At 69.3% G+C, this 21978-nt stretch carries 24 protein-coding genes; 9 read left to right on the forward strand and 15 right to left on the reverse strand.

Features of this window, described 5'->3' with window-relative positions; all coding sequences use genetic code 11:
* Positions 1–43: 43 nt before the first annotated feature.
* The 7 genes from AB3X08_RS20440 to AB3X08_RS20470 all read right to left on the reverse strand — a co-directional run bounded on the left by AB3X08_RS20440 (position 44) and on the right by AB3X08_RS20470 (position 5514).
* A complete protein-coding gene (locus AB3X08_RS20440) occupies positions 44–901 on the reverse strand; it encodes a fumarylacetoacetate hydrolase family protein (RefSeq protein WP_369934755.1) in 858 nt (285 codons plus the stop codon).
* Positions 902–935: 34 nt separating this feature from the next.
* Entirely contained in the window at positions 936–1682 is a 747-nt protein-coding gene (locus tag AB3X08_RS20445) for an SDR family oxidoreductase (RefSeq protein WP_369934756.1), read from the reverse strand.
* Between the two features lie 31 nt (positions 1683–1713).
* Entirely contained in the window at positions 1714–2586 is an 873-nt protein-coding gene (locus AB3X08_RS20450) for an amidohydrolase family protein (protein WP_369934758.1), read from the reverse strand.
* Complete coding sequence (locus tag AB3X08_RS20455; protein ID WP_369934759.1) at positions 2583–3617, reverse strand: aldo/keto reductase; 1035 nt, start codon at positions 3615–3617, stop codon at positions 2583–2585. Before AB3X08_RS20455 ends, AB3X08_RS20450 begins: the two co-directional genes overlap by 4 nt.
* A gap of 364 nt (positions 3618–3981) precedes the next feature.
* The gene (locus tag AB3X08_RS20460) at positions 3982–4626 is read right to left on the reverse strand and encodes an HAD-IA family hydrolase (RefSeq protein WP_369934761.1); all 645 of its coding nucleotides are present in this window, start codon (positions 4624–4626) and stop codon (positions 3982–3984) included.
* Positions 4627–4730: 104 nt separating this feature from the next.
* Positions 4731–4946 (reverse strand): hypothetical protein, encoded by a 216-nt coding sequence (locus tag AB3X08_RS20465; RefSeq protein ID WP_179569325.1) that lies wholly within the window; start codon positions 4944–4946, stop codon positions 4731–4733.
* A gap of 4 nt (positions 4947–4950) precedes the next feature.
* Positions 4951–5514 (reverse strand): peroxiredoxin family protein, encoded by a 564-nt coding sequence (locus tag AB3X08_RS20470; RefSeq protein WP_369938595.1) that lies wholly within the window; start codon positions 5512–5514, stop codon positions 4951–4953.
* Positions 5515–5854: 340 nt separating this feature from the next.
* On the opposite strand from AB3X08_RS20470, the gene AB3X08_RS20475 reads away from it, so the two are divergent.
* On the forward strand, positions 5855–6073 hold the full coding sequence (locus tag AB3X08_RS20475; RefSeq protein WP_369934762.1) for a hypothetical protein: 219 nt from the start codon (positions 5855–5857) through the stop codon (positions 6071–6073).
* Positions 6074–6180: 107 nt separating this feature from the next.
* Here the strand turns inward: AB3X08_RS20475 and glpK are convergent, their stop codons facing one another.
* The 4 genes from glpK to AB3X08_RS20495 form a co-directional block, all read right to left on the reverse strand.
* Positions 6181–7680 (reverse strand): glycerol kinase GlpK, encoded by a 1500-nt coding sequence (gene glpK / locus AB3X08_RS20480; RefSeq protein ID WP_369934764.1) that lies wholly within the window; start codon positions 7678–7680, stop codon positions 6181–6183.
* Positions 7681–7748: 68 nt separating this feature from the next.
* Positions 7749–8567: an MIP/aquaporin family protein gene (locus AB3X08_RS20485; protein ID WP_369934766.1), complete on the reverse strand. Its 819-nt coding sequence runs from the start codon at positions 8565–8567 to the stop codon at positions 7749–7751.
* A gap of 181 nt (positions 8568–8748) precedes the next feature.
* Complete coding sequence (glpD, locus tag AB3X08_RS20490; RefSeq protein WP_369934767.1) at positions 8749–10263, reverse strand: glycerol-3-phosphate dehydrogenase; 1515 nt, start codon at positions 10261–10263, stop codon at positions 8749–8751.
* Between the two features lie 337 nt (positions 10264–10600).
* The gene (locus tag AB3X08_RS20495; RefSeq protein WP_369934768.1) at positions 10601–11455 is read right to left on the reverse strand and encodes a DeoR/GlpR family DNA-binding transcription regulator; all 855 of its coding nucleotides are present in this window, start codon (positions 11453–11455) and stop codon (positions 10601–10603) included.
* Positions 11456–11631: 176 nt separating this feature from the next.
* Here AB3X08_RS20495 and AB3X08_RS20500 point away from each other — a divergent pair, with 176 nt between their 5' ends.
* Positions 11632–12105 carry a DUF1456 family protein gene (locus AB3X08_RS20500; protein ID WP_369934769.1) on the forward strand — a complete coding sequence of 158 codons (474 nt, stop codon included), beginning with the start codon at positions 11632–11634 and terminating at the stop codon, positions 12103–12105.
* Between the two features lie 590 nt (positions 12106–12695).
* On the opposite strand, the gene AB3X08_RS20505 is transcribed toward AB3X08_RS20500, so the two are convergent.
* Positions 12696–13190 carry a hypothetical protein gene (locus AB3X08_RS20505; protein ID WP_369934770.1) on the reverse strand — a complete coding sequence of 165 codons (495 nt, stop codon included), beginning with the start codon at positions 13188–13190 and terminating at the stop codon, positions 12696–12698.
* Between the two features lie 655 nt (positions 13191–13845).
* Here AB3X08_RS20505 and AB3X08_RS20510 point away from each other — a divergent pair.
* Positions 13846–14664 carry an HDOD domain-containing protein gene (locus tag AB3X08_RS20510; protein ID WP_369934771.1) on the forward strand — a complete coding sequence of 273 codons (819 nt, stop codon included), beginning with the start codon at positions 13846–13848 and terminating at the stop codon, positions 14662–14664.
* A gap of 72 nt (positions 14665–14736) precedes the next feature.
* Positions 14737–15342: a hypothetical protein gene (locus AB3X08_RS20515; protein WP_369934772.1), complete on the forward strand. Its 606-nt coding sequence runs from the start codon at positions 14737–14739 to the stop codon at positions 15340–15342.
* 223 nt (positions 15343–15565) lie between these two features.
* On the opposite strand, the gene AB3X08_RS20520 is transcribed toward AB3X08_RS20515, so the two are convergent.
* The 3 genes from AB3X08_RS20520 to AB3X08_RS20530 form a co-directional block, all read right to left on the reverse strand.
* The gene (locus tag AB3X08_RS20520; protein WP_369934774.1) at positions 15566–16963 is read right to left on the reverse strand and encodes an FAD-containing oxidoreductase; all 1398 of its coding nucleotides are present in this window, start codon (positions 16961–16963) and stop codon (positions 15566–15568) included.
* A complete protein-coding gene (locus AB3X08_RS20525) occupies positions 16960–17424 on the reverse strand; it encodes a DUF4126 domain-containing protein (RefSeq protein ID WP_369934775.1) in 465 nt (154 codons plus the stop codon). Before AB3X08_RS20525 ends, AB3X08_RS20520 begins: the two co-directional genes overlap by 4 nt.
* Before the next feature lie 153 nt (positions 17425–17577).
* Positions 17578–18717 carry an exodeoxyribonuclease III gene (locus AB3X08_RS20530; RefSeq protein ID WP_369938596.1) on the reverse strand — a complete coding sequence of 380 codons (1140 nt, stop codon included), beginning with the start codon at positions 18715–18717 and terminating at the stop codon, positions 17578–17580.
* Between the two features lie 76 nt (positions 18718–18793).
* Between AB3X08_RS20530 and AB3X08_RS20535 the strand changes: the two genes are divergently transcribed.
* The 5 genes from AB3X08_RS20535 (at position 18794) to AB3X08_RS20555 (ending at position 21975) form a co-directional block, all read left to right on the forward strand.
* Entirely contained in the window at positions 18794–18988 is a 195-nt protein-coding gene (locus AB3X08_RS20535) for a hypothetical protein (protein ID WP_184412561.1), read from the forward strand.
* Between the two features lie 121 nt (positions 18989–19109).
* A complete protein-coding gene (locus AB3X08_RS20540) occupies positions 19110–19595 on the forward strand; it encodes a hypothetical protein (RefSeq protein WP_369934776.1) in 486 nt (161 codons plus the stop codon).
* Between the two features lie 471 nt (positions 19596–20066).
* Positions 20067–20987: a hypothetical protein gene (locus tag AB3X08_RS20545; RefSeq protein ID WP_369934777.1), complete on the forward strand. Its 921-nt coding sequence runs from the start codon at positions 20067–20069 to the stop codon at positions 20985–20987.
* A 10-nt stretch (positions 20988–20997) separates the two neighbouring features.
* Positions 20998–21339 carry a hypothetical protein gene (locus tag AB3X08_RS20550; protein WP_369934779.1) on the forward strand — a complete coding sequence of 114 codons (342 nt, stop codon included), beginning with the start codon at positions 20998–21000 and terminating at the stop codon, positions 21337–21339.
* A gap of 279 nt (positions 21340–21618) precedes the next feature.
* Positions 21619–21975 (forward strand): DUF1428 domain-containing protein, encoded by a 357-nt coding sequence (locus AB3X08_RS20555; RefSeq protein ID WP_369934780.1) that lies wholly within the window; start codon positions 21619–21621, stop codon positions 21973–21975.
* The last annotated feature ends 3 nt before the right edge of the window (positions 21976–21978 follow it).

A 21978-nucleotide genomic window follows, 5' to 3' on the forward strand; every position in this document is an offset into this window, starting at 1 on the left:
CCTCACCCCAACCCCTCTCCCGGAGGGAGAGGGGCTTTAGGCGCTACTGCGCGTCGCGGGGGTGGGCGACCACAGCCTGGCGTTGCTCGCCCAAACCTTCGATGCCCAGCGCCATCACGTCGCCCGGTTTCAGGTAGATCGGCGGCTTCTGCCCCAGGCCCACGCCCGGCGGCGTGCCGGTGCTGATCACGTCGCCCGGCATCAGCGTCATGTAACGGCTGATGTGGCTGACCAGCTCGGCAACGCCGAACACCATCGTGCGCGTGTTGCCGTTCTGGTAGCGGTGGCCATTGACCTCCAGCCACATCGACAGGTTCTGCGGGTCCGCCACTTCGTCGCGGGTGACCAGCCACGGACCGAGCGGGCCGAAGCCGTCGCAGCTCTTGCCCTTGACCCACTGGCCGCCGTGCTCGAGCTGGAACTCGCGCTCGGACAGGTCGTTGATCACCGCATAGCCGGCGACATGCTGGAGCGCGTCTTCCAGCGTCACGTCGCGCGCGACATCGCCGATCACCACGCCCAGTTCCACTTCCCAGTCGCTCTTCTTCGAGCCGCGCGGAATCGTCACGGTGTCGTTGGGGCCGCTGATCGCGGTGGTGGCCTTCATGAACAGCACCGGCATCTCCGGCACCGCCATGCCCGACTCGGCGGCGTGGTCGGCGTAGTTCAGGCCCACGCAGATGAACTTGCCGACGCGGCCCACGGCCGGCCCGTAGCGCACCTCGCCTTGCACCTTCGGCAGCGTGGCCGGGTCCAGCGCGCGCAGCTTGTCCAGGCCGGCGGCGGTGAGGTGGTCGCCAGCCACATCGTCGATGATCGCGGACAGGTCGCGCAGGTGGCCGTCGGCATCCAGCAGGGCGGGACGTTCGTGGCCGGGTTCGCCGTAGCGCAGCAGTTTCATGGGGTGTCCTCTTGGAAGTGGAAGGCCGGCGCGGTCAGTTCGACCAGCCGCCGTCGATGATGTGGGTCTGCCCGGTGGTGAACGAGGATGCGTCCGAAGCCAGGTACACCACCAGCTGCGCGATCTCGCGCGGGTCGCCGAGGCGGCCCATCGGCTGGCGGTCGGTGAAGCTCTTCCACACCGCCTGCTCGTCGCCGCCCAGCGCCTTGACCCGCTGCCCCAGCGACGGCGTCTTGATCGTGCCCGGGCAGATCGCGTTGCAACGGATGCCCTTGGCCACGTAGTCGGCAGCGATGGCCTTGCTCAGCCCGATCACCGCGGCCTTGGTCACGCCGTAGGCGAAGCGGTTCGGCACGCCCTTGATGCTGGAGGCCACCGAGGACATGTTGACGATGCTGCCGCGGCCCTGTTCCAGCATGCCGGGCAACACCGCCTGGCACAGGTAGTACATCGCATCGACGTTGATCGCGAACGAGCGCCGCCACGCCGCTTCGTCGCAGTCGAGGATGCTGCCCTGGTGCACGTAGCCGGCGCAGTTGAACAGCACGTCGAACGGCGCGTTCGCCGCGACCAGCGCCCGGATCGCGGCGGCATCGGTGACGTCCAGGGTCTGGGTGACGATCGCAGGAGATTCGGTGGCCAGCGCCTGCAGGGCGGTGGCATCGATATCGGTGGCCAGCACCTGTGCGCCTTCGCGCGCGCAGGCCAGCGCGCTCTCGCGGCCGATGCCGGCGCCGGCGGCGGTGATCAGGCAGCGCTTGCCTTGCAGTCGGCCGCTCATGCGCGGCTCCGGAGGGGGAATGCGGGCGTGGTCACGGTGCGGGGTCCGGTCGGTGGAGAGGGAGAGAATCGGGCAAGCGGTAGAAGCGGCGGGCGGTGCCGGCGAACACGTCGTCGGCGTGGCCGGCGGCATGGCGCGCGACCAGCGCCTGCGCCTGCGCCAGCCAGGCGCTGTAGCCGGCGCGCTGGGTCAGCACCGGCCAATCGCTGCCCCACAGCACCCGCTGCGCGCCGAAGCAGGCGAACACCTGCGTCACGTAGGGCTCGATCGCCGCCGCGTCGGCGTCGGCCGGCAGTTCGGTGAGCAGGCCGGACAGCTTGCACAGCACGTTCGGGTGCTGCGCCAGCTGCGCCAGGCCGTCGGCCCAGGCGGCGAACCCGTCGCCGCCGATCGCCGGCTTGGCGGCATGGTCGAGCACCACGCGCAACGATGGATGGCGCTGCAGCCGCGCCTGCAACGCGGGCAGGTGCAATGGCTTGACCAGCGCATCGAACGCCAGATCGTGCCGCAGCATCGCGTCGAATGCGGCGTCCAGCTGCGGCCGCGCCAGCCATTGCGGATCGGCCAGGTCCTGCACCATCGGCCGCAGGCCCTTGAGCAAGCCCTCGCCCTCGGCGCACAACGCGGCGATGCGCGCAGCGGCGTCGCCCGCTTCGAAATCGACCCAACCGACCACGCCGGCGATGCGCGGCTGCGCGCGCGCCAACTGCAGCAGGTAGCGGGTCTCCGCTTCGGTCTGCGCCGCCTGCACCGCGACGATCGCTCCCACGCCGTGCGCATCGAGCGCGGCGAGCAGGTCCTCGGGCACGAAGTCGCGGTACAGCGCAGCGAGGTCGGGCGTCAGCCAGGCGTAGTCGCCGCGCGCCAGCTGCCAGAAGTGCACATGCGCATCGACCACGTTCACGGCGTCGGCACCTGCGCCTGCAACAGGCCCTGCTCGCGCAGCTGTTGCCACAGCAGCGGCGGGATCGGCGCCTGCAGGCGCGCGGCGGCGCTGGCCACCTCGGCCGGCGTGCGCATGCCGGCGACCACCGTGGCCACCGCCGGATGCGCGAGCGGGAACTGCAGCGCGGCCGCGCCCACGTCCACGCCCTGCGCCGCGCAGGCGGCGAACAGGCGCTGCGCATGCGCCAGCGTGGCCGGATCCACCGGCGCGTAGTTGTAGGTGTCGCCAGGGCCGCGCGCGTCGCTTAGCAGGCCCGAGCTGTAGGGACCGGCCACGAGGATGCCGACCTCATGCTGCAGCGCCTGCGCCATGATGCGCTGCGCCGCGTGCTGTTCGAGCAGGGTGTAACGGCCGGCCAGCATCACGCAGTCCAGCGGAAACAGCGGCATCAGTTCCAGCGCGATGTCTTCCTCGTTGACGCCGATGCCGATCGCGCGGCAGGCGCCGCTGGCCTTGAGCTCGGCCATCGCCGGCAAGGCTTCGTCCAGCGCCTGGCGCAGCATCGCCGGATGGCGCTCGCCGTGGGTGAGCCGGCCGATGTCGTGCAGCAGCAGAATGTCCACGTGGTCGGTGCCGAGCCGTTGCAGGCTGGCCTCGAACTCGCGCAGCACGCCGTCGCGGCTGTAGTCGAACGCGGCGCCGCGCCCGGCCACGGCGAAGCCGTCGCGCCCCGGCGCAGCACCGGGTTCGTCGAAGACGCGGCGCCCGACCTTGGTCGACAGCGTGTAGCTGGCGCGCGGCAGCCCGCGCAGGCCCTGCCCGAGCCGGCGCTCGCTCAGCCCGTAGCCGTAGTACGGCGCGGTGTCGAAATGGCGGATGCCGGCGGCATGGGCGTCTGCAACCGCGGCCAGCGCTACCGCCTCGTCCACTTCCGCGTACAGATTGCCGATCGGCGCAGCGCCGAAACCGAGCGTGGCGATGCGTACCCCGCTGCGGCCCAGCGGGCGCTGCGCGATGGGGCCGGGTGCGGCGGCGGCCGCTGCGTTCATCGGCAGCGGCCTCGGTCGTTCGCCAGCGCTAGGCGCCCACTCGGCCTGCAGGATCGGGGAACGCTGGAATTGCACATGCCACGCCTCCGCCCACCTGGGGCCAGATCGGTTGGTGGCCGGACCGCGTCGCCTTGACCGCTGGCGCCGTGTGCCGGCTGTTCGTATATGAATATAGCAATCATAAGTGAACAATCAACGCCGCGGTGCAGCATGGGGCTGGGAATCGGGAATCGGGAATCGGGAATCGGGAATGGGGAATCGGGAGTGGGTAGAAGCAGGTTCCTGACGCGGCGAGATTGCGAGCACCCAAGGAGCGCAGGGCGAATCGGGATCTGACATGTGCCTGGCAGGCGTCAGGCGGCGATCAGGCCGGGACGGGCAGGCCCAGCCTGTTCCACACATCCGCCGGGCGCTGCAGCAGCGGCAGCGGCGTGTGCGGCTGCAGCGCGGCCGGCAAGGTGTAGCCCCAGCCGACGCCGGCGAAGGCGATGCCGGCCTGGCGCGCGGCGTCGGCGTCGCGGATCTCGTCGCCTACGCACAGCGCACGCGTGGCCGGCACCCGGCACGCCTTGAGCGCGGCGCGCAGCTTGCGGCGTTTGCCCAGCACCGCGGCGCCGCAGCCGATGTGGCGGAAGCGCGCGGTCAGTTCGGCGCCGAGCACGCGCTCGACGTTGTCGCGGCTGTTCGAGGTCACCAGGGCCAGCTGCACGCCGCTCCGGGCGAGCGCGTCCAGCAATTCGCTGACGCCGTCGAACAAGGCGATGCGTTCGATCTGCGCGGCCATCAGCGCGCGCATGCGCCGCGCTACCGCCGGCACCCGCCACCAGCGGATGCCGCTGCGCGCCATCAGTTCGCGCGCGCTCAGGCTGCGGATGTCCTGCAGCCGCTCCGGCTCGAAACGGCGGAAGCCGAATTCGTCGGCGACATCGTTGATGGTGTCCAGGAACCAGGCGAAGGAATCGGCCAGAGTGCCGTCGAAGTCGAAGATGATCAGGTCGTAGCGGCGCATGCGGCGGCAGCATGCCGCAGCATTAGCCGCGTCGCCAGCAACGCCGCGATCCGCGCCCGCATGCGGTCAAGCCGGAGCCGGCCGCGGCCGGCCCCGGCGCCAGGTCAACCGCAGCAGTAGCAGACCAGTGGCTTGCCCGGACCGCCCGGCCCCAGCTCGCCACCGAATGGCGCGCATTCCTGCTGACACGCCCAGGCGCTACAGGACGCATCCTTCTCGATCCCGTCGCCCGCGGTCGCCTGCATCGCGCCGAAGCCCATGCTGGCCAGGAATACGGCCGCGACCATGCCGTTACGCAACGCTGTCCAACGCTGTTTCATGTCGTCACTCCTCGAGAGTTGCCAAGGCCGCCGGCGCCTCCGTGCGTCGCACTGCGGCCACCAGGTCCTGCACCCGCTCCGTGGTATCGAAGACGCCGACGCGCGCATAGCGCACGCGTCCATCGCGATCCAGCGCCAGCATCGCCGGCACGTTGCGCGCGCGGAACAGCATCAGCGCGCGGCGCTCGGTGAGCGTGGTCACCGGAAACGGAAAGCGGTGCTCGATGGCGTAGCGGCGCGCCTGGTCGGGGCTGCACTGGCACACCCCCAGCACCTGCACACGGCCGCCGCCCTGCTCGGCCAGGCGCTGCGCCGCCTGCACCACGCTGGGCGCCGAGCGCTTGCAGTACGGGCAGGTGGTGGTGAAGAAGAACAGCACCTGGAAGTCCGCCGCCGGCACGCCCAACGTCACCGGCGCGCCGTTCAGCGCGGTCGCCGCGATCTTCGGCACATACATGCCCAGATACGGTTCGGTGGTACGGGTCACGAACCAGCGCCGCTCTTCGCGCAGCGTGCGGTTCTGCCAGGCCAGCACCACCAGCAGCGCACAGGCCGCGAGCAGGGCCAGCCAACTCCAGGGAAAACGACGTGCCATGCGCTGTGCATCCCGTGCGGTGTCGCCAGCAGGCTGCGCACCGCGCCGGGTTCGGTCAACGCCTGGCGTGCGGTTTTTGCGGCCGCGTGGCGATGCTGGGGAAGCAATCACGCTTCGCCGCAGGTGCGCATTCCAGTGGCGCGCAGCGCGCTGCGCGCGCGCACCGTACGCATGCCGCACTTTTGTCCGATTGGTGCAGCGCTGCCTGCAACGCGAAGGGCGCGCACGCCTTCATCCGCCCTTGCCTTCGACTTCACGCGCTGCGTTCGCTGCAGCGCGCACGGTGCAGGCTGGTTCGAATCGCGAGGCGCAGATGCAGATGCAAAATCCCAATCCCGGCCAGGATCCGCAGCAGCCACCGAACGAAGTGCCCGGACAGGTACCGAACCCGGGCGTGGATCCGACTCCGGATCGGCCAGTGGACCCGATCCCGGATCAGCCGACCGACCCGACCATCCCGCCGATCAGCGATCCGGTCGGCGGCGTCGATGCACCGGTGCCAGGGCCGCGCGGGCCAACGCAGTACGTGTAGCGCTCGGTCGCGCACACCCCCTGTAGGAGCGGCTTCAGCCGCGACCGGACGTCTCGGTAATGCCCGGTCGCGGCTGAAGCCGCTCCTACAGTGGCATCGCGATGACGCTAGCGGATCCGGAAGCCCATCGTCGCTTCCACCGCCTGTTGCCAACCGGCATACAGTTCCTCGCGGCGCTCGGCCGGCATGCTCGGTTCGAAGCGGCGGTCCACCGCCCATTGCTGCGCGATCTCCGCGCGATCCTTCCAGAACCCCGTCGCCAGGCCAGCCAGGTAGGCGGCGCCCAGCGCGGTGGTCTCGGCCACCTCCGGGCGCAGCACCGGCACGTCGAGGATGTCGCTCTGGAACTGGGCCATGAAGTCGTTGCTGATCGCGCCGCCGTCGGCGCGGAGCTCCTTCAGTTCGATGCCCGAATCGACCTGCATCGCGGTCAGTACGTCGCGGGTCTGATACGCCATCGATTCCACCGCGGCGCGGATGAAATGCTCCTTGGTGGTGCCGCGGGTCAGACCGAACACCGCGCCGCGGATGTCGCTGCGCCAGTACGGCGCGCCCAGGCCGACGAAGGCCGGCACGAAATACACGCCGTCGTTGTCGCCGGCGCGCTCGGCGTAGGACTGCGAGTCGCTGGCCTTGCCGAGCATGCGCAGGCCGTCGCGCAACCACTGCACCACCGAGCCGGCGACGAAGATCGCGCCTTCCAGCGCGTATTCGACCTTGCCGTCCACGCCCCAGGCGATGGTGGTGAGCAGGCCGTTCTTGGATTCCACCGCCTTCTCGCCGGTGTTCATCAGCATGAAACAGCCGGTGCCGTAGGTGTTCTTGGCCATGCCCGGCTCGAAACAGGCCTGGCCGAACAGCGCCGCCTGCTGGTCGCCGGCGATGCCGGCGATCGGCACTTCGTGGCCGTAGAAATACTGGCCCTGGGTGGTGCCGTAGACCTCGCTGGAGGAGCGCACTTCCGGGAGCATCGAGGCGGGGATGTCGAGCATCTGCAGCAGTTCTTCGTCCCAGCGCAGTTCGTGGATGTTGTACAGCAGCGTGCGCGAGGCGTTGGTGTAATCGGTAACGTGGACCTTGCCGGCGGTGAGGTTCCAGATCAGCCAGCTGTCGATGGTGCCGAACGCCAGCTCGCCGCGCTGCGCACGCTCGCGCGCGCCTTCGACGTGGTCGAGGATCCACTTGACCTTGGTGCCGGAGAAATACGCATCGATCAGCAGGCCGGTCTTGGCCCGCACCATGTCCTCGTGGCCGGCGGCCTTGAGCTGTTCGCAGATGTCCTTGGTCTGCCGCGATTGCCAGACGATGGCGTTGTAGATCGGCTGCCCGGTGGCGCGGTCCCATACCACCGCGGTCTCGCGCTGGTTGGTGATGCCGATGCCGGCGATCGCGCTGGCGTCCACCTGCTGGTTGTTCAACAGCTCGGTGATCGTGGTGTAGACGCTGGTCATGATCTCGCGCGGGTTGTGCTCCACCCAGCCCGGCTGCGGAAAGATCTGCCCGAACTCGCGCTGCGCCATGCCGGCGATGTGGCCCTTGCGGTCGAACAGGATCGCGCGCGAACTGGTGGTGCCCTGGTCGATGGCCAGGATGAATTTCTTTTCCATCGGTGACTCCTGCGGGGTCGAAAGGCGCGCTCCACGGCGGCGCCTGGAATGATTTGGGGCGTGCCGGCTCAGGTCCGGCGCGACGCCGCTGCGTCCTCGAGCGCCTTCACCCGCGCCGGCAGGAACGGGTAGATCAGCCATTGGTAGGCGGCGCCGCCGATCACCCCGCCGATCAGCGGGCCGACGATCGGGATCCACCAGTAGTTGTCGGCGGACGGCAGCGCCGAGGACCCCCAACCGGCGAAGTAGGCGAACAGGCGCGGCCCGAAATCGCGCGCCGGATTGATCGCCCACGCTTCCAGGTAGCCCATCGAGGCGCCGATGGTCGCCACCAGCAGGCCGATGATCAGCGCGCCGGCGTTGGCGCCGGGCGCGGCTTCGTTGTAGCGCTCGGTGATGGCGAAGATGCCGAAGATCAGGAACGCGGTCATGATCACCTGGTCGCGCAACGCATGCATCGGCGTGATCGCCAGGCCCGGCGCGGTGAAGAACACCCCGGCCGCGCCGCCCGCGGCGCGGGTCAGGTGCTGGGTCTGGTTGTAGTGGTCGATGACCGGCGCGAACAGCAGATAGACGATGGCCGCGCCGAGGAACGCGCCGACCACCTGCGCCACCCAGTACGGCAGCACCTTGTTCCACGCGAAGCCGCGAAACAGCGCCAGCGCCAGCGTCACCGCCGGGTTGGCGTGGGTGCCGGAGACCGACGCGGTGACGTAGATGGCGATCGTCACCGCCAGGCCCCAGGCCATGCACACGCCCCAGTAGGCGTGCTGGTAGGGACTGGGGTCGTACAGCACATACATGCACGCCACCGAGCAGCCGAAGGCGATGATGATCACCATCGCCACCGCTTCGGAAATCAATTCGCCGAGCAGTTGCCGATTCATGGCCGCGGCTCCCGTGCCGCTGTCGTCGCAGTGCCGGCGATACCGGTCGTCGGTTTGCACATGCCTGTCACCCTCCACGGTCGTTTCCAGGTTCGCGCGCAACGGCGATGGCCGAGGCGCACGGCGATTGTGCACGCACGGCCGGCACCCGATGGCGGGCGCGCCGGCCGCGGTGCGCGGCTCAAGCGGGCGCGGCGGCCACCGCGGCCGGCGCCTGCTGCAGATAGTCGATCAGGCGCTGGCGGCCGGCGGCGTCGATACGCAGGCCGAGCTTGCTGCGGCGCCACAGCAGATCGTCGGCCTGGGTCACCCACTCGTGTTCGCGCAGGTAGTCCACTTCGGCCTGGTACAGATCGGCGCCGAAGTGGTCGCCCAGTTGCTGCAGCGATGCCGCGTCGCCCAGCAGTTGCGCAGCGCGGGTGCCGTAATTGCGCGCCAGCCGCCACGCGGTCGCCTCGCTCAGCCACGGCCGCGTCGCGCGCAATTCCTGCGCCAATGCGCGGATGTCGCGGCGCTCGCCGCCGGGCAGCGGCGCGCCGCGTGCGGTCCACGCCGGCGCCTTGCGCCCGGCCTGCGCGACCAGGCGGTCCACCGCTTCTTCGGCCAGCTTGCGATACGTGGTGAGCTTGCCGCCGAACACGTTGAGCAACGCCGCGCCGCCGTCCGTGTCCAGCTCCAGCAGATAGTCGCGGGTGACTTCGGCGGCGTTGTCCTCCTCGTCGTCGAGCAGCGGGCGCACGCCGCTGTAGCTCCACACCACGTCGCTGGGCGCGATCTGCTTGAGGAAATAGCGGTTGGCCGCCTCGCACAGGTAGCTCGTCTCGTCGGCGTCGATCTTCGGTGCGGACGGATCGGCGCGGTAATCCACGTCGGTGGTGCCGATCAGGGTGAAGTCGTGCTCGTAGGGAATCGCGAACACGATGCGCCGGTCGGGCTGCTGGAAGATGTAGGCGTGATCGTGCTCGAACAGCCGCGGCACCACGATGTGGCTGCCCTTGACCAGGCGCAGCGCATGGTCGTGGCCGACCTTGGCCACGTCGTCCAGGAACTGCACCGCCCACGGCCCGGCGGCATTGACCAGCGCGCGCGCCTGCACCTCCTGGCGGCGCCCGTCGGCATGCTCCAGCTGCACCTGCCAGACGCCGCCGGCGCGGCGCGCGGCAACGCAGCGGGTGCGGGTCAGGATCCGCGCCCCGCGTTGCGCCGCGTCCATCGCGTTGAGTACCACCAGCCGCGCGTCCTGCACCCAGGCGTCGGAATAGACGAAGCCGGTGCGGAACTCCTCGCGCAGCGGCGCGCCGACCGGGTCCGAGCGCAACGCCATGCGCTTGGAACCGGGCAGGGTGCGGCGGCCGCGGCCAAGATGGTCGTACAGGAACAGACCGGTGCGGATCATCCACGCCGGGCGCAGGTGCGGCTGGTGCGGCAGCAGGAAGCGCAGCGGCCAGATGATGTGCGGGGCCAGGCGCAGCAGCACTTCGCGCTCGGCCAACGCCTTGCCGACCAAGGCGAACTCGTATTGCTCCAGGTAGCGCAGCCCGCCATGGATCAGCTTGGTGCTGGCGCTGGAGGTATGCGAGGCCAGGTCGTCGCGCTCGCACAGGCACACCGACAGGCCGCGGCCCACCGCGTCGCGGGCGATGCCCACCCCGTTGATGCCGCCACCGACCACCAGCACATCGTAGATCTCGCGCATTGCCTGACTCCGGAAGCGTCGCGTCCGGCGGTGAGCGCCTGGATCGACGACGGATGACGAAAAGATCGTAAACGAACATTTTCGAACATATCACGCTGCAGTGCAGCGTAGAGTCGACGCTATGTCCTGCTGCTGTACGCATAGACGCGTCACGTCGCACGTAGTTCCGGCACCCGGTCTCTCGCAGATCGCGATGTCCAGCAGGATTTAACGCCACAATAACGAAATAATACGAACATAAACGCGCATGAAATGGGGTGTCCGTTTCCAGGCCGTGCTGGCCGCCCGCCCATGCCAGCTTGCCTTGACCACCTGCGCTACGTACGGCGCGGTTCATTCAGTCCGGATCGACCTGGCCGCCGGCCATCGCTTCCGCCTCCGCCTCGTCTTCGGTGCCGCCTTCGGCGACGAACACGCGGGTGCCGGCCTCGGCCAGCACCGCGGCCAGTTCCGGCGGCGGCGCGCGATCTGTGAACCAGGCCTGGACCCGCGTGATCGGCCCCAGCCGGACCATGGCGTTGCGGCCGAGCTTGCTGTGGTCGGCGGCCAGGAACACCTGCCGCGAGTGCTCGATGATGGCCTGCGCCACCCGCACCTCGTGGAAATCGAAATCCAGCAAGGTGCCGTCCGGATCGATGCCGGAAATGCCGATCACGCCGAAATCCACCTTGAACTGGCGGATCAGTTCGATCGTGGCCTCGCCGGTGACGCCCTGGTCGCGGCCGCGCACGCGCCCGCCGGCCACCATCACCTCGAAACTCGGATTGGCGCTCATCATCACCGCCACGTTGAGGTTGTTGGTGATCACCCGCAGCCCGCTGTGCCCCATCAGCGCGCGCGCCACGTCCTCGTTGGTGGTGCCGATGTTGATGAACAGCGACGCGTCGTCGGGGATGTGCTGCGCCAGCAGCGTGGCGATGCGCCGCTTTTCCTGCGCCTGCAGCGACTTGCGCGCCGTGTAGGCCAGGTTCTCCACGCTCGACGGCAGGCTGACCCCGCCGTGGTAGCGGCGCAGCAGGCCGGCCTCGCACAGCAGCGCCACGTCACGGCGGATGGTCTGCGGGGTCACCTCGAAACGCGTGGCCAACCCTTCCACATCGGCATAGCCCTGCTGCCGCACCAGCGTCACCAGCTGTTCCTGGCGCGGATTGAGTGCAGGCACCGCACTCGGCTTGGGGATCGTGTTGTCCATGCGCCGATGATGGGGCGCAGGCGCGCGCGGATGCAAACGCCGTCGGTCGCGATCGCGCGGCAGCGCGGCGCAAGCGGTGATCGGCGCGCCTGCAAGCCACGCGCCTACCCGGCCACGCGGGACACGGCCTAGACTACGCACCCCGCCGGACGCCTGCCGGCAGCACCGGACCGGCCATGATCAACAACGACGTATTGCGCTCCATCCGCTACATGCTCGACCTGAGCGACCAGATGATCGTGGACACGGCCCACCTCGCCGATCCCGCCTTCCCGATCGACAGGAGCGAAGTGCCGGCCTACCTGAAGAAGGAAGACGAGGACGGCTTCGTCGAGTGCAGCGACCTGGTGCTGGCGCACTTCCTCGACGGGCTGGTGTTCCACTACCGCGGCCGTGACGACAGCCTGCCGGCGCGCCCGGTGGAAACCCGGGTCACCAACAACGTGGTGCTGAAGAAGCTGCGCGTGGCGTTCCAGCTGAAGGACGTGGACATGCACCAGATCTTCGCCGACGCCGGCTTCCCGGTGTCCAAGCCGGAACTGTCGGCGCTGTTCCGCCAGCCCGAGCACAAGAACTTCCGCCTGTGCGGCGACCAGCTGCTGCGCAACTTCCTCAAGGGGCTGACCCTGCGGATGCGCGCGGCGGGGTGACGCAGTGTGCGGGGCTGGCTGGTGTCCTGTAGGCGCGGCGCTGCGTGGTCGCGGGCCATCCGCCCCGACGGGGCAGCCGAAGCCGCCATCTGGCCGCAGTCAAGGGTCGCGGTTGAAATCGCGTCTACAGCCGCTGCGGTCACTGGCGATGCATCGCGATGCCGACACGGGCGATGCCGCCAGGCTCACCGCTTCGTTTGTCGCGGCTGAAGCCGCTCCTACAAGGGCTCGCGGTCCGCTTCGCCGGGTGCACTGTGGGAGGGACTTCAGTCCCGACGCTATCCGGTTGCTGCGCATCCACCGCTTCGTTTGTCGCGGCTGAAGTCGCTCCTACAAGGGCTCGCGGTTCGCTTCGCCGGGTGCACTGTGGGAGGGACTTCAGTCCCGACGCTATCCGGTTGCTGCGCATCCACCGCTTCGTTCGTCGCGGCTGAAGTCGCTCCCACAGGGGCGAGCCCACCGTACGCAGCGCAGAAGCGGCGCTGGGTGGCCCCGGGCATCGGGTTCCGCGGCGGCGGACGCCCGACACGCGTGCCGCGGCCTGCGCGGCCTTAAACCGCTTTACACGATGCGCGATAGACGCGGGCCGCTCAGCGGATCCGGTAGACCCGCGCCTTCGGCAGGTCTTCGTCGACCTGCAGGAACCAGCGTCCGGCGATGCCGGGCACGACCTTGATCGCCGGCGACGCCAGCGCGCTGCGCAGGGTCATGCTGCCCTTGAGCACCTTCCACTGCTGGCCGTTGTCCAGCACGAACACGGTGCCCGGCGCCCAGCCGGCGACGTCGCCCTGCACGCGGGCGCTGATCGGGCCATCGTCCAGGCCGATCAGCATGCCCTGCTCGGCCTGGGGGTCGCCGGCGGCGGCCGTCGCGGGCGCCGACGCGGGTCGCGCCGGGGTCTGGGCCGCCTCGCGCGTCTCGGCGTCGCGCAGCAGGCGATTGAGCGTGGCCAGCTGGGGCGGGGTCAGTCCGACCTCGCGCAACTGCTCGGCGCTCAGCTTGCGCTCGATCTCCACATACCCCGATTGCGCCAGCGCCGCCGGTGCCGCCAGGGCGCACGCCAGCGCCAGCACTATGTATTTCATCGTTCGATCCTGCCGCGTTCGCGGATGAGAAAGGCCGCACGGTCGATGGGACCGGCTCCCCAGTTCGGCGAGTTTGGGTCAGTTCGGTGACAGCTGGATGACGCGCCGCACCACCTACCGCTATCGCGGGCAGCTTGCCCGGCGGCGAACGCGGCGGCCGGCCGCCGCCGCTCGGCGAATCGCCGTGACCAGCGACCACGGCCACGGCCACGGCGATCGACTCGCCTCGCCTCGTCTCGCCGCGCTGCCGGTGTTCGTGTTGGCGCCAGCCGATCCGTGGGCACTCCGGCACATCCTGTGCGTGGCGACGGGTGAAACGCCCAACCGAGTGGGAGCGCCGCACGCGCGACGCTCGCGGTCCGGTGCGGGCGTACGCGTGCGTTCGATCGCCACGCGACGGGGCTCTTTCGGTCCGGGCATCGACGGTCGGCACCCGGTCGCCGCGGCTTGCCGAGGCCACCCGGCGCCGCTCCCGCAGCCCGTTGTACACACCGCTTGCGGCATGTCCAGCCGGCGTCATCGGGACGGACCATACCCCCAGCTGTGCACGCCGCCTGGCCCGATTCGGTCTACGATGCGCGGGATTCGCCCCTATGGCGAGCGCCGCCGCCCCTGCGCCGACGGCGCCCCCTCCTGTTCCGTCTTGAGGTCCCACATGAAACTAGAGGTGCTGTTCGACCAGCTGCACACCCTGCCGACCATCCCCAAGGTGGCGCAGGAGCTGATCCTGCAATTCGACAATCCCACCACCAGCCTGGACAGCGTGGCGCGCAGCATCGAGCGCGACCCGGTGATCGCGGCCAAAGTGCTGCGCCTGGCCAACTCGGCGCGGTTCCGCGGCGCGCGCGATTCGACCAGCGTCGAGGACGCGGCGCTGCGCCTGGGCTTCAACACGCTGCGCACGCTGGTGCTGGCCTCGTCGATGACCGACGCGTTCCGTGCGCCCCCCCATTTCGACCTGCGCGCGTTCTGGCTGCACAGCTTCGAGGTCGCCGGCGTGTGCCGGCTGCTGGCCAAGCAGAAGGGCCTGGATGCGGAGACCGCATTCACCTGCGGCATGATGCACAACATCGGCGAGCTGCTGATCCAGACCGGCGCGCCCGACTATGCGGCGCAGCTGCATCCGGACGCCTCCTCCAGCGGCCGCGCCGCCGAGGAGACCGTGCAGCTGGGCTTCGGCTATCCGGAAGTGGGCGCCGAACTGGCGCGGCGCTGGCACCTGCCGGAGGTGATCCAGACCGCGATCGCCTTCCAGGCACGGCCGCTGCAGGCGCCGGAAGGCCAGCCGATGCCGCGCGTGGTGGCGCAGGCGGCGCTGGTTGCCGATGCGCTGGAGCGCTGCGGCGGCGCCACGCCGGAAGCGCGGCAGGCGGTCACTGGCCCGCTGCTGGACGACGTGGACCTGGACGCGCTGTTCGCCGCGCTGCCGGACGTGATCGAGGCCGACCGCGCGTTCACCGAAATGCTGCGCTGAGCCCGGCGCCGCGGCCGGCGCGACGCACGCGCCGCCCGCCCGTCCCATGTGTTTTTCGCCAGGAGGTGTGCAATGGGATACACGATCGAAAATGTCGAGAGCTGGATCGGGGCGGCGACGCTGACCGAATGGAAGCAGATGGCGCCGACCAACATCCCGAAACCGCATGGTGGCTACACCTACACGGACAAGGATGCCCAAGCCACGAACACCAGCGGTTCGGCCGCCGCGTGGATCGAGGGGAGGCTGAAAAAACTCGATGCGAGTACCAAGGAGTTTGGGGGAGCGCAGAAGATCGGGGGTTTCTGGATCAAGCTGGGCGCCATCACCAAGAAGACAAAGGTCGGGCGTTGCCTGCACATGTCCGGTCTGGCGGCCGTGGACCTGCTGAGCAATCCCAACTTCGAGAACGTCAAGATCACGATCATCGGCAGCACTGCCTACGATCATCACTTCGTGATGCTGGATATCTTCAATGCCACCGACAAGGCGTGGCAACGCTTCATCGTCGACGTGTGGCAGGGCCGCGTCGACCAGAGCAATACCTTCGTCTATACCGATGCCGCGCATCCGTATTATCGGCGCGGGGAGCTCGCGACCTTCTTCGAGTTCAATCCCGGTGCCGGCCAGCGCAAAATCGACACTGCGCTGATCGCGGAAGCCTCGGCGGTGAATTGAGCGCCGTGTTGCGCCTGGGATCGGGCAAGGCGTCCAGACGGAGCTGAAACGCGATCACGATGCGGTCCGGTACCGGAGCAGGCATGCCATCTGGGATGGCCGACCTGCAAACGACCCGCGACCGCGGCGCGCAGGATGGACGCAGCGAAGAAAGGTCGCCGCCGACCGCAGGCCCGGCACGGCGCAATGGCGGCGATCGAAAGGACGGCTCAGGCTCGCGGCGTCACGCTGCAGCCCCATCCACCGTCTCGGCCCGCAGCGCGCCGACCACGCTCGGCCACAGCTCCGACACGGTCGGGTGGATCGGCACCGCCCATTGCAGGGTCTCGAACGGCTGCCCGGCATTGATCAGGTCGAGCACGCCGTGGATGGCTTCGTCGCCGTTGATGCCGAGGATCGCCGCGCCGAGGATGCGGTGGGTCTGCGCGTCGGCCACCAGTTTCATGAAGCCGGCGGTCTCGCCGTTCTCGCGCGCGCGCCCGACCTGGGTCATGGGCCGCTTGGCGAACAGCAGCGGGCGGCCGCTGGCGCGTGCCTGCGCCTCGGTCATGCCGACCCGGCCCAGCGGCGGGTCGGTATACAGCGCGTAGCCGGGCACGCGCTGCGACACCTCGCGCTGGCCGCCATCGAGCAGGTTGGCGGCGACGATCTCGTAGTCGTTGTAGGCGGTGTGGGTGAACGCGCCGCGGCCGTTGCAGTCGCCCAGCGCCCACACGCCGGCGGCGCTGGTCGCCAGTTGCTCGTCGACGACGATGTAGCCGCGCGCGTCGGTGGCGATGCCGGCGTATTCCAGGCCCAGGTCGTCGGTATTGGGCTGCCGCCCCATCGCCAGCAGCACATGGCTGGCGAGCACGTCCGGCGCGCCTTCATGGCAATCCACCCGCACCGCCACGCCCTGCGCGTGCGGCGCGAAGGCGATGCACTGCGCGCCGGTCCGCACCGTCACGCCCTCGCCTTCCAGCACGCTGCGGATGCAGTCGGACACGTCCTCGTCCTCGCGCGCGATCAACCGCGGCTGCTGCTCGACCACGGTGACCTGCGCGCCCAGGCGACGGAAGATCTGCGCGAATTCCAGGCCGATGTAGCTGCCGCCGATCACCACCAGATGCCGCGGCACGTCCTGCAGCTGCAGGATCGAGGTATTGGTCAGGTAGTCGACCCGCTCCACGCCCGGCAGCGCCGGCACGTGCGCGCGTCCGCCGACGTTGAGGAAGATCTTCGGCGCACTGATGCATTCCTCGCCCACGCGCAGCCGCTGCGGCGCCTCGAAGCGGGCATGGCCGCGCAACAGGGTGAGCCCGCGCATGCCGCCCAGCCATTGCTCCAGGTTGTCGCGCGCGCTGTGCGTCACCGCATGCGCGCGCGCCATCACCCGCGCGATGTCGATGCCCACCTCGCCCTGCAACTGCACGCCGTAGTCGGCGGCGCGCCGCGCCAGGTGCGCCACGCGCGCGCTGGCGACCAGGGTCTTGGTCGGCATGCAGCCGGTGTTGACGCAGGTGCCGCCGACCAGTTGCCGTTCGACCAGCGCCACCTGCATGCCGGCGGCGACCAGCCTCCCTGCCAGCGATGGTCCGGCCTGACCGGCGCCGACCACGATCGCGTCGAAGTGGCGGCTCATCGCAGCAGCGCCATTGCCAGGACGCCCAGGCCGATCGCCGCGGCGTCCTCGAGCAGCGCGGCCGGCAGATCGCGGCCGAAACGTCGCGCCATCGCCGCACGCGCCGCGGCACCGCCGTAGGTCCCCAGCACCGCGCCGAGCGCACCGGCGACCATCGCCGCCACCCACAGCCCGCCGCCCATGCCGACCGCCGCGCCGCACAGGCCGCCCATCACGAGGCGCGTGCCGAACTGCAGCGGCACCTTGCGGCTGGGCGTGCCCGGCAACTGATCGGTGACCAGTTCGCCGATGGCCAGCAGCGAGACGATCCATGGCATGAAGCGCCACCCCAGGAACGCCAGCGGGGTGCCGATCAGCGGCAACACCCCCAGGCTGGCGGCCCAGCTGACCACGGCCGGCGCGGTCATCGCGCGCAGGCCCGCGACGATCCCGATCAACAGCGCGACGACGAGCAGGCTCATGACGGCGACTCCGGCAGGTGGCGAAAGGAAACCCGGGACAGCCTGGCAAGCGCCGCGTACCGCACGGCAGGCGGCAGCGGCCCTTGAGTATAGGCAGCCCTGCACCCGCGCCCGCGCGGCAAGGCCGATTTGCGCACGCGCGTGCAATGCGGGTCAGGGGATCCGCGCGGGCTTTGTGCGTTTGGTTGGCTTGGTGGGCTTCGCCGGCTTGGCCGCCTCGGATGGCTTGCCTGCTTTGCCTGCCTTGGTTGCCTTGGTTGCTTTGGCCGGTTTCCCAGGTCTGGCCTGCTCAGCGGGCTTGAGTACTTTGGTGGCTTCGGGGGACTGCCCGGATCTGGCTGCCCCAGTCGCTTTCGCTTTGGTCGCTTTGGTCGGCTTGACGATTTTCCCGTCACTCTTCGCTTGCGCTGGCTTGGCCGGCTTGGCGGCCTTTTTGCCATGCGCGGACCCGACGGCTTTCGCCGAGCCGGTGGCGCTCTCGCGCGACGCAGCGACGCCGCCGCGCGTCGCGCTGGCCTTCAGCGCGACCCAGGTCGGTGCATGATCGCTGGCATGCGCCAGATCGCGCACCCAACGGTCCACGCCGGCGTCGTGCAGGCGTGCGGCCAGCGGCGGGTTCAACAGCAGGTGATCGATGCGCAGGCCGGCATCGCGCTGCCAGTGCTGGCGGAAGTAGTCCCAGAACGTGTAGATCCGGCGCTCGCCATGCACCTTGCGCAGGCTGTCGGTCCAGCCTTGCGCGAGCAGGTCCGCGTAGGCCTGGCGGCTTTCCGGCTGCAACAGCGCGTCGCGGCGCCACGACGCCGGGTTGTAGATGTCCTCGTCCGTCGGCACCACGTTGAAGTCGCCGATCAGCGCCACCGGATGCGGCAGTGCGACCAACTGCCGCGCATGCCGCTGCAGCCGCGCGAACCAGTCGAGCTTGTAATCGAACTTCGGCCCCGGGCGCGGATTGCCGTTGGGCAGGTACAGGCAGCCGACCAGCACGCCATGCGCCATCGCCTCGAGGTAGCGACTCTGCGTATCGCGCGGATCGCCCGGCAAACCGCGCCGGCTCTCCACCGGATCGCTGCCCTTGGCGAGCAACGCCACCCCGTTCCAGGCCGACTGGCCCATCCACAACGCGCCATAGCCGGCAGCGTGGATCTCGGCGATCGGAAAGCCCGCATCCACGCTCTTGAGTTCCTGCAACCCGACGATGTCCGGCGCCTCGCGCTGCAGCCATTGCAACAGCTGCGGCAGGCGGCTGCGGATGCCGTTGACGTTGTAGGTGGCGATCTTGAGCGTCTTCATCGCATGTCTCATTGCAGAACCGCCCATCACCTTGGACCAGCTACGCTCGGCGCATCGTGAAAACCGGAGGCGCCGCATGACCCCCCTCGACAAACCGGTACGCCGCGAACTGGAGATCGACGGCAGGCTGTATACGCTGACCGTGGACCCGGAGGGCCTGAAACTCGCCGAGAAGGGCCGCCGCAAGGGCCTGGCGTTGCGCTGGAGCGACCTGGTCAACGGCGACGCCGCGCTGGCCACCGCGCTGCAGGCTTCGCTCGCGCCACGCTGACACGCAACACGCTTTCCGGCCGCGTTTGGCGTAGACACTCGACGTCTCGGACTCCCCGGCGCGCAGCCGACCCACGCCGATGGTATTTTTGTCCGATCGGCCATCGACAGGGAGCGGACCCATGCAGTCGAACCAGCGCAGCACTCACGCGGCAGGCATCGCCCAGCGGCCGCAACGGCTGGCACGCCTCGCCGTGCTGGCCCTGGCCGCACTGGCCGGCAGCGCAAGCGCGCAGCAGGAGGCGCTGCGGATCGTGAAGAGGAGCGTCTATGCGCAGGACACGCCGGAGTGGCGCCAGATCCGCGAATGGCTCGTGCAACACCCCTCGGCGATCGACGGCAAGCGCCTGGGCGATCCCGACCAACTCAGCGCGGTGAGCCTGGACTACAACGTGAGCCTGCCTGCCGCCACCCGCGCGGTGCCGAGTCCGCTGCCCTTGCCTGCAACCGGTACGCCCGGCGACAGCATCGCCATCGAATCGTGCGCCCAGGGTTACCTGCAGTCGTGGCACTACGTGCCGGACGATAGCCCGCAGCACCGCTGGAACCTGCAGTCCTACACGCTGAAGCTGACCGCCGCGTGCCCGGGTGGCGCAGACCTGGGCTGACGCACCGCCCGCACAGAGACAGCCAGCGGAAATGCCCTTGTGGGAGCGACTTCAGTCGCGACGGGCGTTACCGGGAACGCCAGCCGCGACTGAAAGGCAACTCTAATCACTTCAGTTCGGAAGCTGCATGTTGCGCGTGTCGATGGCGTGGCGCTTTCCTGTCGCGGCTGAAGCCGCTCCTACAAGAGCACGGCGCGCATGATGTAGGAGCGGCTTCAGCCGCGACAGGAAAACCAAGTGGCCATGATGCCAAGGCATCCGGGGAAACCCGCCCGCAACGCCAGCCAAGCGCGCTTCCTGCATACCGGCGCTCCGCATCCATCGCCGCATCCTGCGTGGCCGGTCCACCCGGCTTCGCGCGTTCGATAAAAGGACGCCACTGCGCCAGGCGCGCCGCCGGCGCGCTCCCGCATTCATGCCACCGCCCGCGCGGCGTCCGCGAGCGCGCACGCAGTATTCATGGAGAAGCACATGCTAAGGATCGAAGTTTCATTGTTTTCCGGCCGTCCCAATCCGGTCTGGTACGTCACCGACAGCGCCGAGGTCGAACGCCTGCTCGGCGAGGTGAGCGGTCACCCGGAGCTGATCGCCCGCCCCGGCGCCGGTTTCGACGGATTGGGTTTCCGCGAGGTCCGCGTCGAATTCCTCGAAGACACGCCGGCCAGGAGAAAAGGCGTCCCGCGCCAGTTCGCCCTGGCCTCCACCGCCAGCCGCGATTTCAAGGCCTCCGGTGCGCTGGCGCAACGGCTGATCGAAGCCATGCCGTTGCGCTCCAGGGTGCAGCTGCTGGAACACGCGCTGACCCCGCTGGACGCCAAACTGCGCGAGAGCGTGCTCGAACGCCTGCAGCGCTATCTCGCCGACCCGCCGCGGCCCTCGCCTCCGCCACCGTCGCCGCCACCCAGCGCGCTGCGCACCACCATCCAGGACGAGAAGTGCGGCAAGTGCGAATACGAGGTGAGCCAGTACAACCCCGGTTTCTGGAACGGCGCCAGCGTGGTCGGCCACAACAACTGCTACAACTATGCGCGCAACTGGCGCACCAACACCTTCGCCCAGCCCGGCCGCGCGCACGGCGCCCAGACCTGGACCATGGCCTGCAACACGGTCAGCGCCGCAGCCATGGCCGACGGGCTGCGCAAGCGTTGCGACTGCCTGGGCGAGACCGAATACCCGCGCCGGCTGATGGCACTGGTCATCGATCCCGGCTACGACTACCACTGGTACCGACACCAGCGCGGCGGCTTCTGGGGCCACAAGCCCGGCCACACCCCGGCACGCAATTACGACAACAGCAGCCTGCTGATCCTGAATCCGGAAACCTGCAACCGCGGCGGCTACACCCAATTCTGCGGCTACTTCTACGCCGGGCGCTCGGTGGTCATCAACTGACGGAAGGGCGGTGCGCGTCGAGCTCGACATCTACAGCGGCCAGCCGAATCCGTGCTGGGACCTCGACGCCATCGCCGCACGCGGATTGCGCCGGCACTGCGAACGCCTGCCGCGCGTGCCAGGGCCGGCCACCGCGCCGCCGGCGCTGGGCTATCGCGGCTTCCGCTGGCAGGACGGCACGGCGAGCTGGCGCGCACATGCCGGCGAAGTCAGCGTCGGCGCTGCCGTCTACCGCGATGCCGAGCGCAGCGTGGAGCGCTATCTGCTGGCGACGCTGCCGCCGCCCTTCGCGCCGCTGCGCGAGCGGGTGCAGGCGGCGATCGAACGCGAGGAGCGGTCCGGGCCGGCATGACCGCGCGACGCATGCGCGCGCATCGCCGGGGCGCTCGTCCCATGCTGCTGCATGCCATCGTGAACCGGCAGCAGCCCTTTCATGCCTACTGCCTCGTTCACGTAACGCACAAGCCGCAGGCAGGCACGTGCATCGGCTCGTGCGGCGCAGCGCTTCACATGGCCGCAGCCCACTGGCGGACAAGCTCTCCCTCCCGGCAATCGCCTGTCGATTTCCCGTCCGCTCGCACGTCGTAAGCAGAAAGGCGCCCATCCCGGCGCGCCGCACCCGGAGGTTCCCATGTCCTATGTCGATGGTTTCGTGCTGGCCGTGCCCACGGCCAACAAGCAAAAGTTCCTCGAACACGCCCGCATCGATTCGGTCTTCATCGAATTCGGTGCGCTGCGCGTGCTCGAATGCTGGGGCGACGACGTGTCGCGCGGCCAGCAGACCGACTTCTTCCGCGCGGTGGAGGCCAAGGACGACGAGACGGTGGTGTTCTCGTGGATCGAATGGCCCGACAAGGCCACCCGCGACGCCGGCATGAAAAGGATGATGGAAGACCCGCGCATGGATCCGGAGGTCAATCCGATGCCATTCGACGGCAAGCGCATGATCTTCGGCGGTTTCGTGCCGATATTGGAATTGAAGAAATAGGGG

This window comes from Xanthomonas sp. DAR 34887 (assembly GCF_041245805.1).
Classification (GTDB): domain Bacteria; phylum Pseudomonadota; class Gammaproteobacteria; order Xanthomonadales; family Xanthomonadaceae; genus Xanthomonas_A; species Xanthomonas_A tesorieronis.

Bases quoted from the DNA above. Each gene is read 5' to 3' on its own strand.
- AB3X08_RS20440 (WP_369934755.1), bottom strand. From the start codon at position 901: ATGAAACTGCTGCGCTACGGCGAACCCGGCCACGAACGTCCCGCCCTG.
- AB3X08_RS20445 (WP_369934756.1), bottom strand. From the start codon at position 1,682: ATGAGCGGCCGACTGCAAGGCAAGCGCTGCCTGATCACCGCCGCCGGC.
- AB3X08_RS20455 (WP_369934759.1), bottom strand. From the start codon at position 3,617: ATGAACGCAGCGGCCGCCGCCGCACCCGGCCCCATCGCGCAGCGCCCG.
- AB3X08_RS20460 (WP_369934761.1), bottom strand. From the start codon at position 4,626: ATGCGCCGCTACGACCTGATCATCTTCGACTTCGACGGCACTCTGGCC.
- AB3X08_RS20465 (WP_179569325.1), bottom strand. From the start codon at position 4,946: ATGAAACAGCGTTGGACAGCGTTGCGTAACGGCATGGTCGCGGCCGTA.
- AB3X08_RS20475 (WP_369934762.1), top strand. From the start codon at position 5,855: ATGCAGATGCAAAATCCCAATCCCGGCCAGGATCCGCAGCAGCCACCG.
- glpK (WP_369934764.1), bottom strand. From the start codon at position 7,680: ATGGAAAAGAAATTCATCCTGGCCATCGACCAGGGCACCACCAGTTCG.
- AB3X08_RS20485 (WP_369934766.1), bottom strand. From the start codon at position 8,567: ATGAATCGGCAACTGCTCGGCGAATTGATTTCCGAAGCGGTGGCGATG.
- glpD (WP_369934767.1), bottom strand. From the start codon at position 10,263: ATGCGCGAGATCTACGATGTGCTGGTGGTCGGTGGCGGCATCAACGGG.
- AB3X08_RS20495 (WP_369934768.1), bottom strand. From the start codon at position 11,455: ATGGACAACACGATCCCCAAGCCGAGTGCGGTGCCTGCACTCAATCCG.
- AB3X08_RS20500 (WP_369934769.1), top strand. From the start codon at position 11,632: ATGATCAACAACGACGTATTGCGCTCCATCCGCTACATGCTCGACCTG.
- AB3X08_RS20505 (WP_369934770.1), bottom strand. From the start codon at position 13,190: ATGAAATACATAGTGCTGGCGCTGGCGTGCGCCCTGGCGGCACCGGCG.
- AB3X08_RS20510 (WP_369934771.1), top strand. From the start codon at position 13,846: ATGAAACTAGAGGTGCTGTTCGACCAGCTGCACACCCTGCCGACCATC.
- AB3X08_RS20515 (WP_369934772.1), top strand. From the start codon at position 14,737: ATGGGATACACGATCGAAAATGTCGAGAGCTGGATCGGGGCGGCGACG.
- AB3X08_RS20520 (WP_369934774.1), bottom strand. From the start codon at position 16,963: ATGAGCCGCCACTTCGACGCGATCGTGGTCGGCGCCGGTCAGGCCGGA.
- AB3X08_RS20525 (WP_369934775.1), bottom strand. From the start codon at position 17,424: ATGAGCCTGCTCGTCGTCGCGCTGTTGATCGGGATCGTCGCGGGCCTG.
- AB3X08_RS20530 (WP_369938596.1), bottom strand. From the start codon at position 18,717: ATGAAGACGCTCAAGATCGCCACCTACAACGTCAACGGCATCCGCAGC.
- AB3X08_RS20535 (WP_184412561.1), top strand. From the start codon at position 18,794: ATGACCCCCCTCGACAAACCGGTACGCCGCGAACTGGAGATCGACGGC.
- AB3X08_RS20540 (WP_369934776.1), top strand. From the start codon at position 19,110: ATGCAGTCGAACCAGCGCAGCACTCACGCGGCAGGCATCGCCCAGCGG.
- AB3X08_RS20545 (WP_369934777.1), top strand. From the start codon at position 20,067: ATGCTAAGGATCGAAGTTTCATTGTTTTCCGGCCGTCCCAATCCGGTC.
- AB3X08_RS20555 (WP_369934780.1), top strand. From the start codon at position 21,619: ATGTCCTATGTCGATGGTTTCGTGCTGGCCGTGCCCACGGCCAACAAG.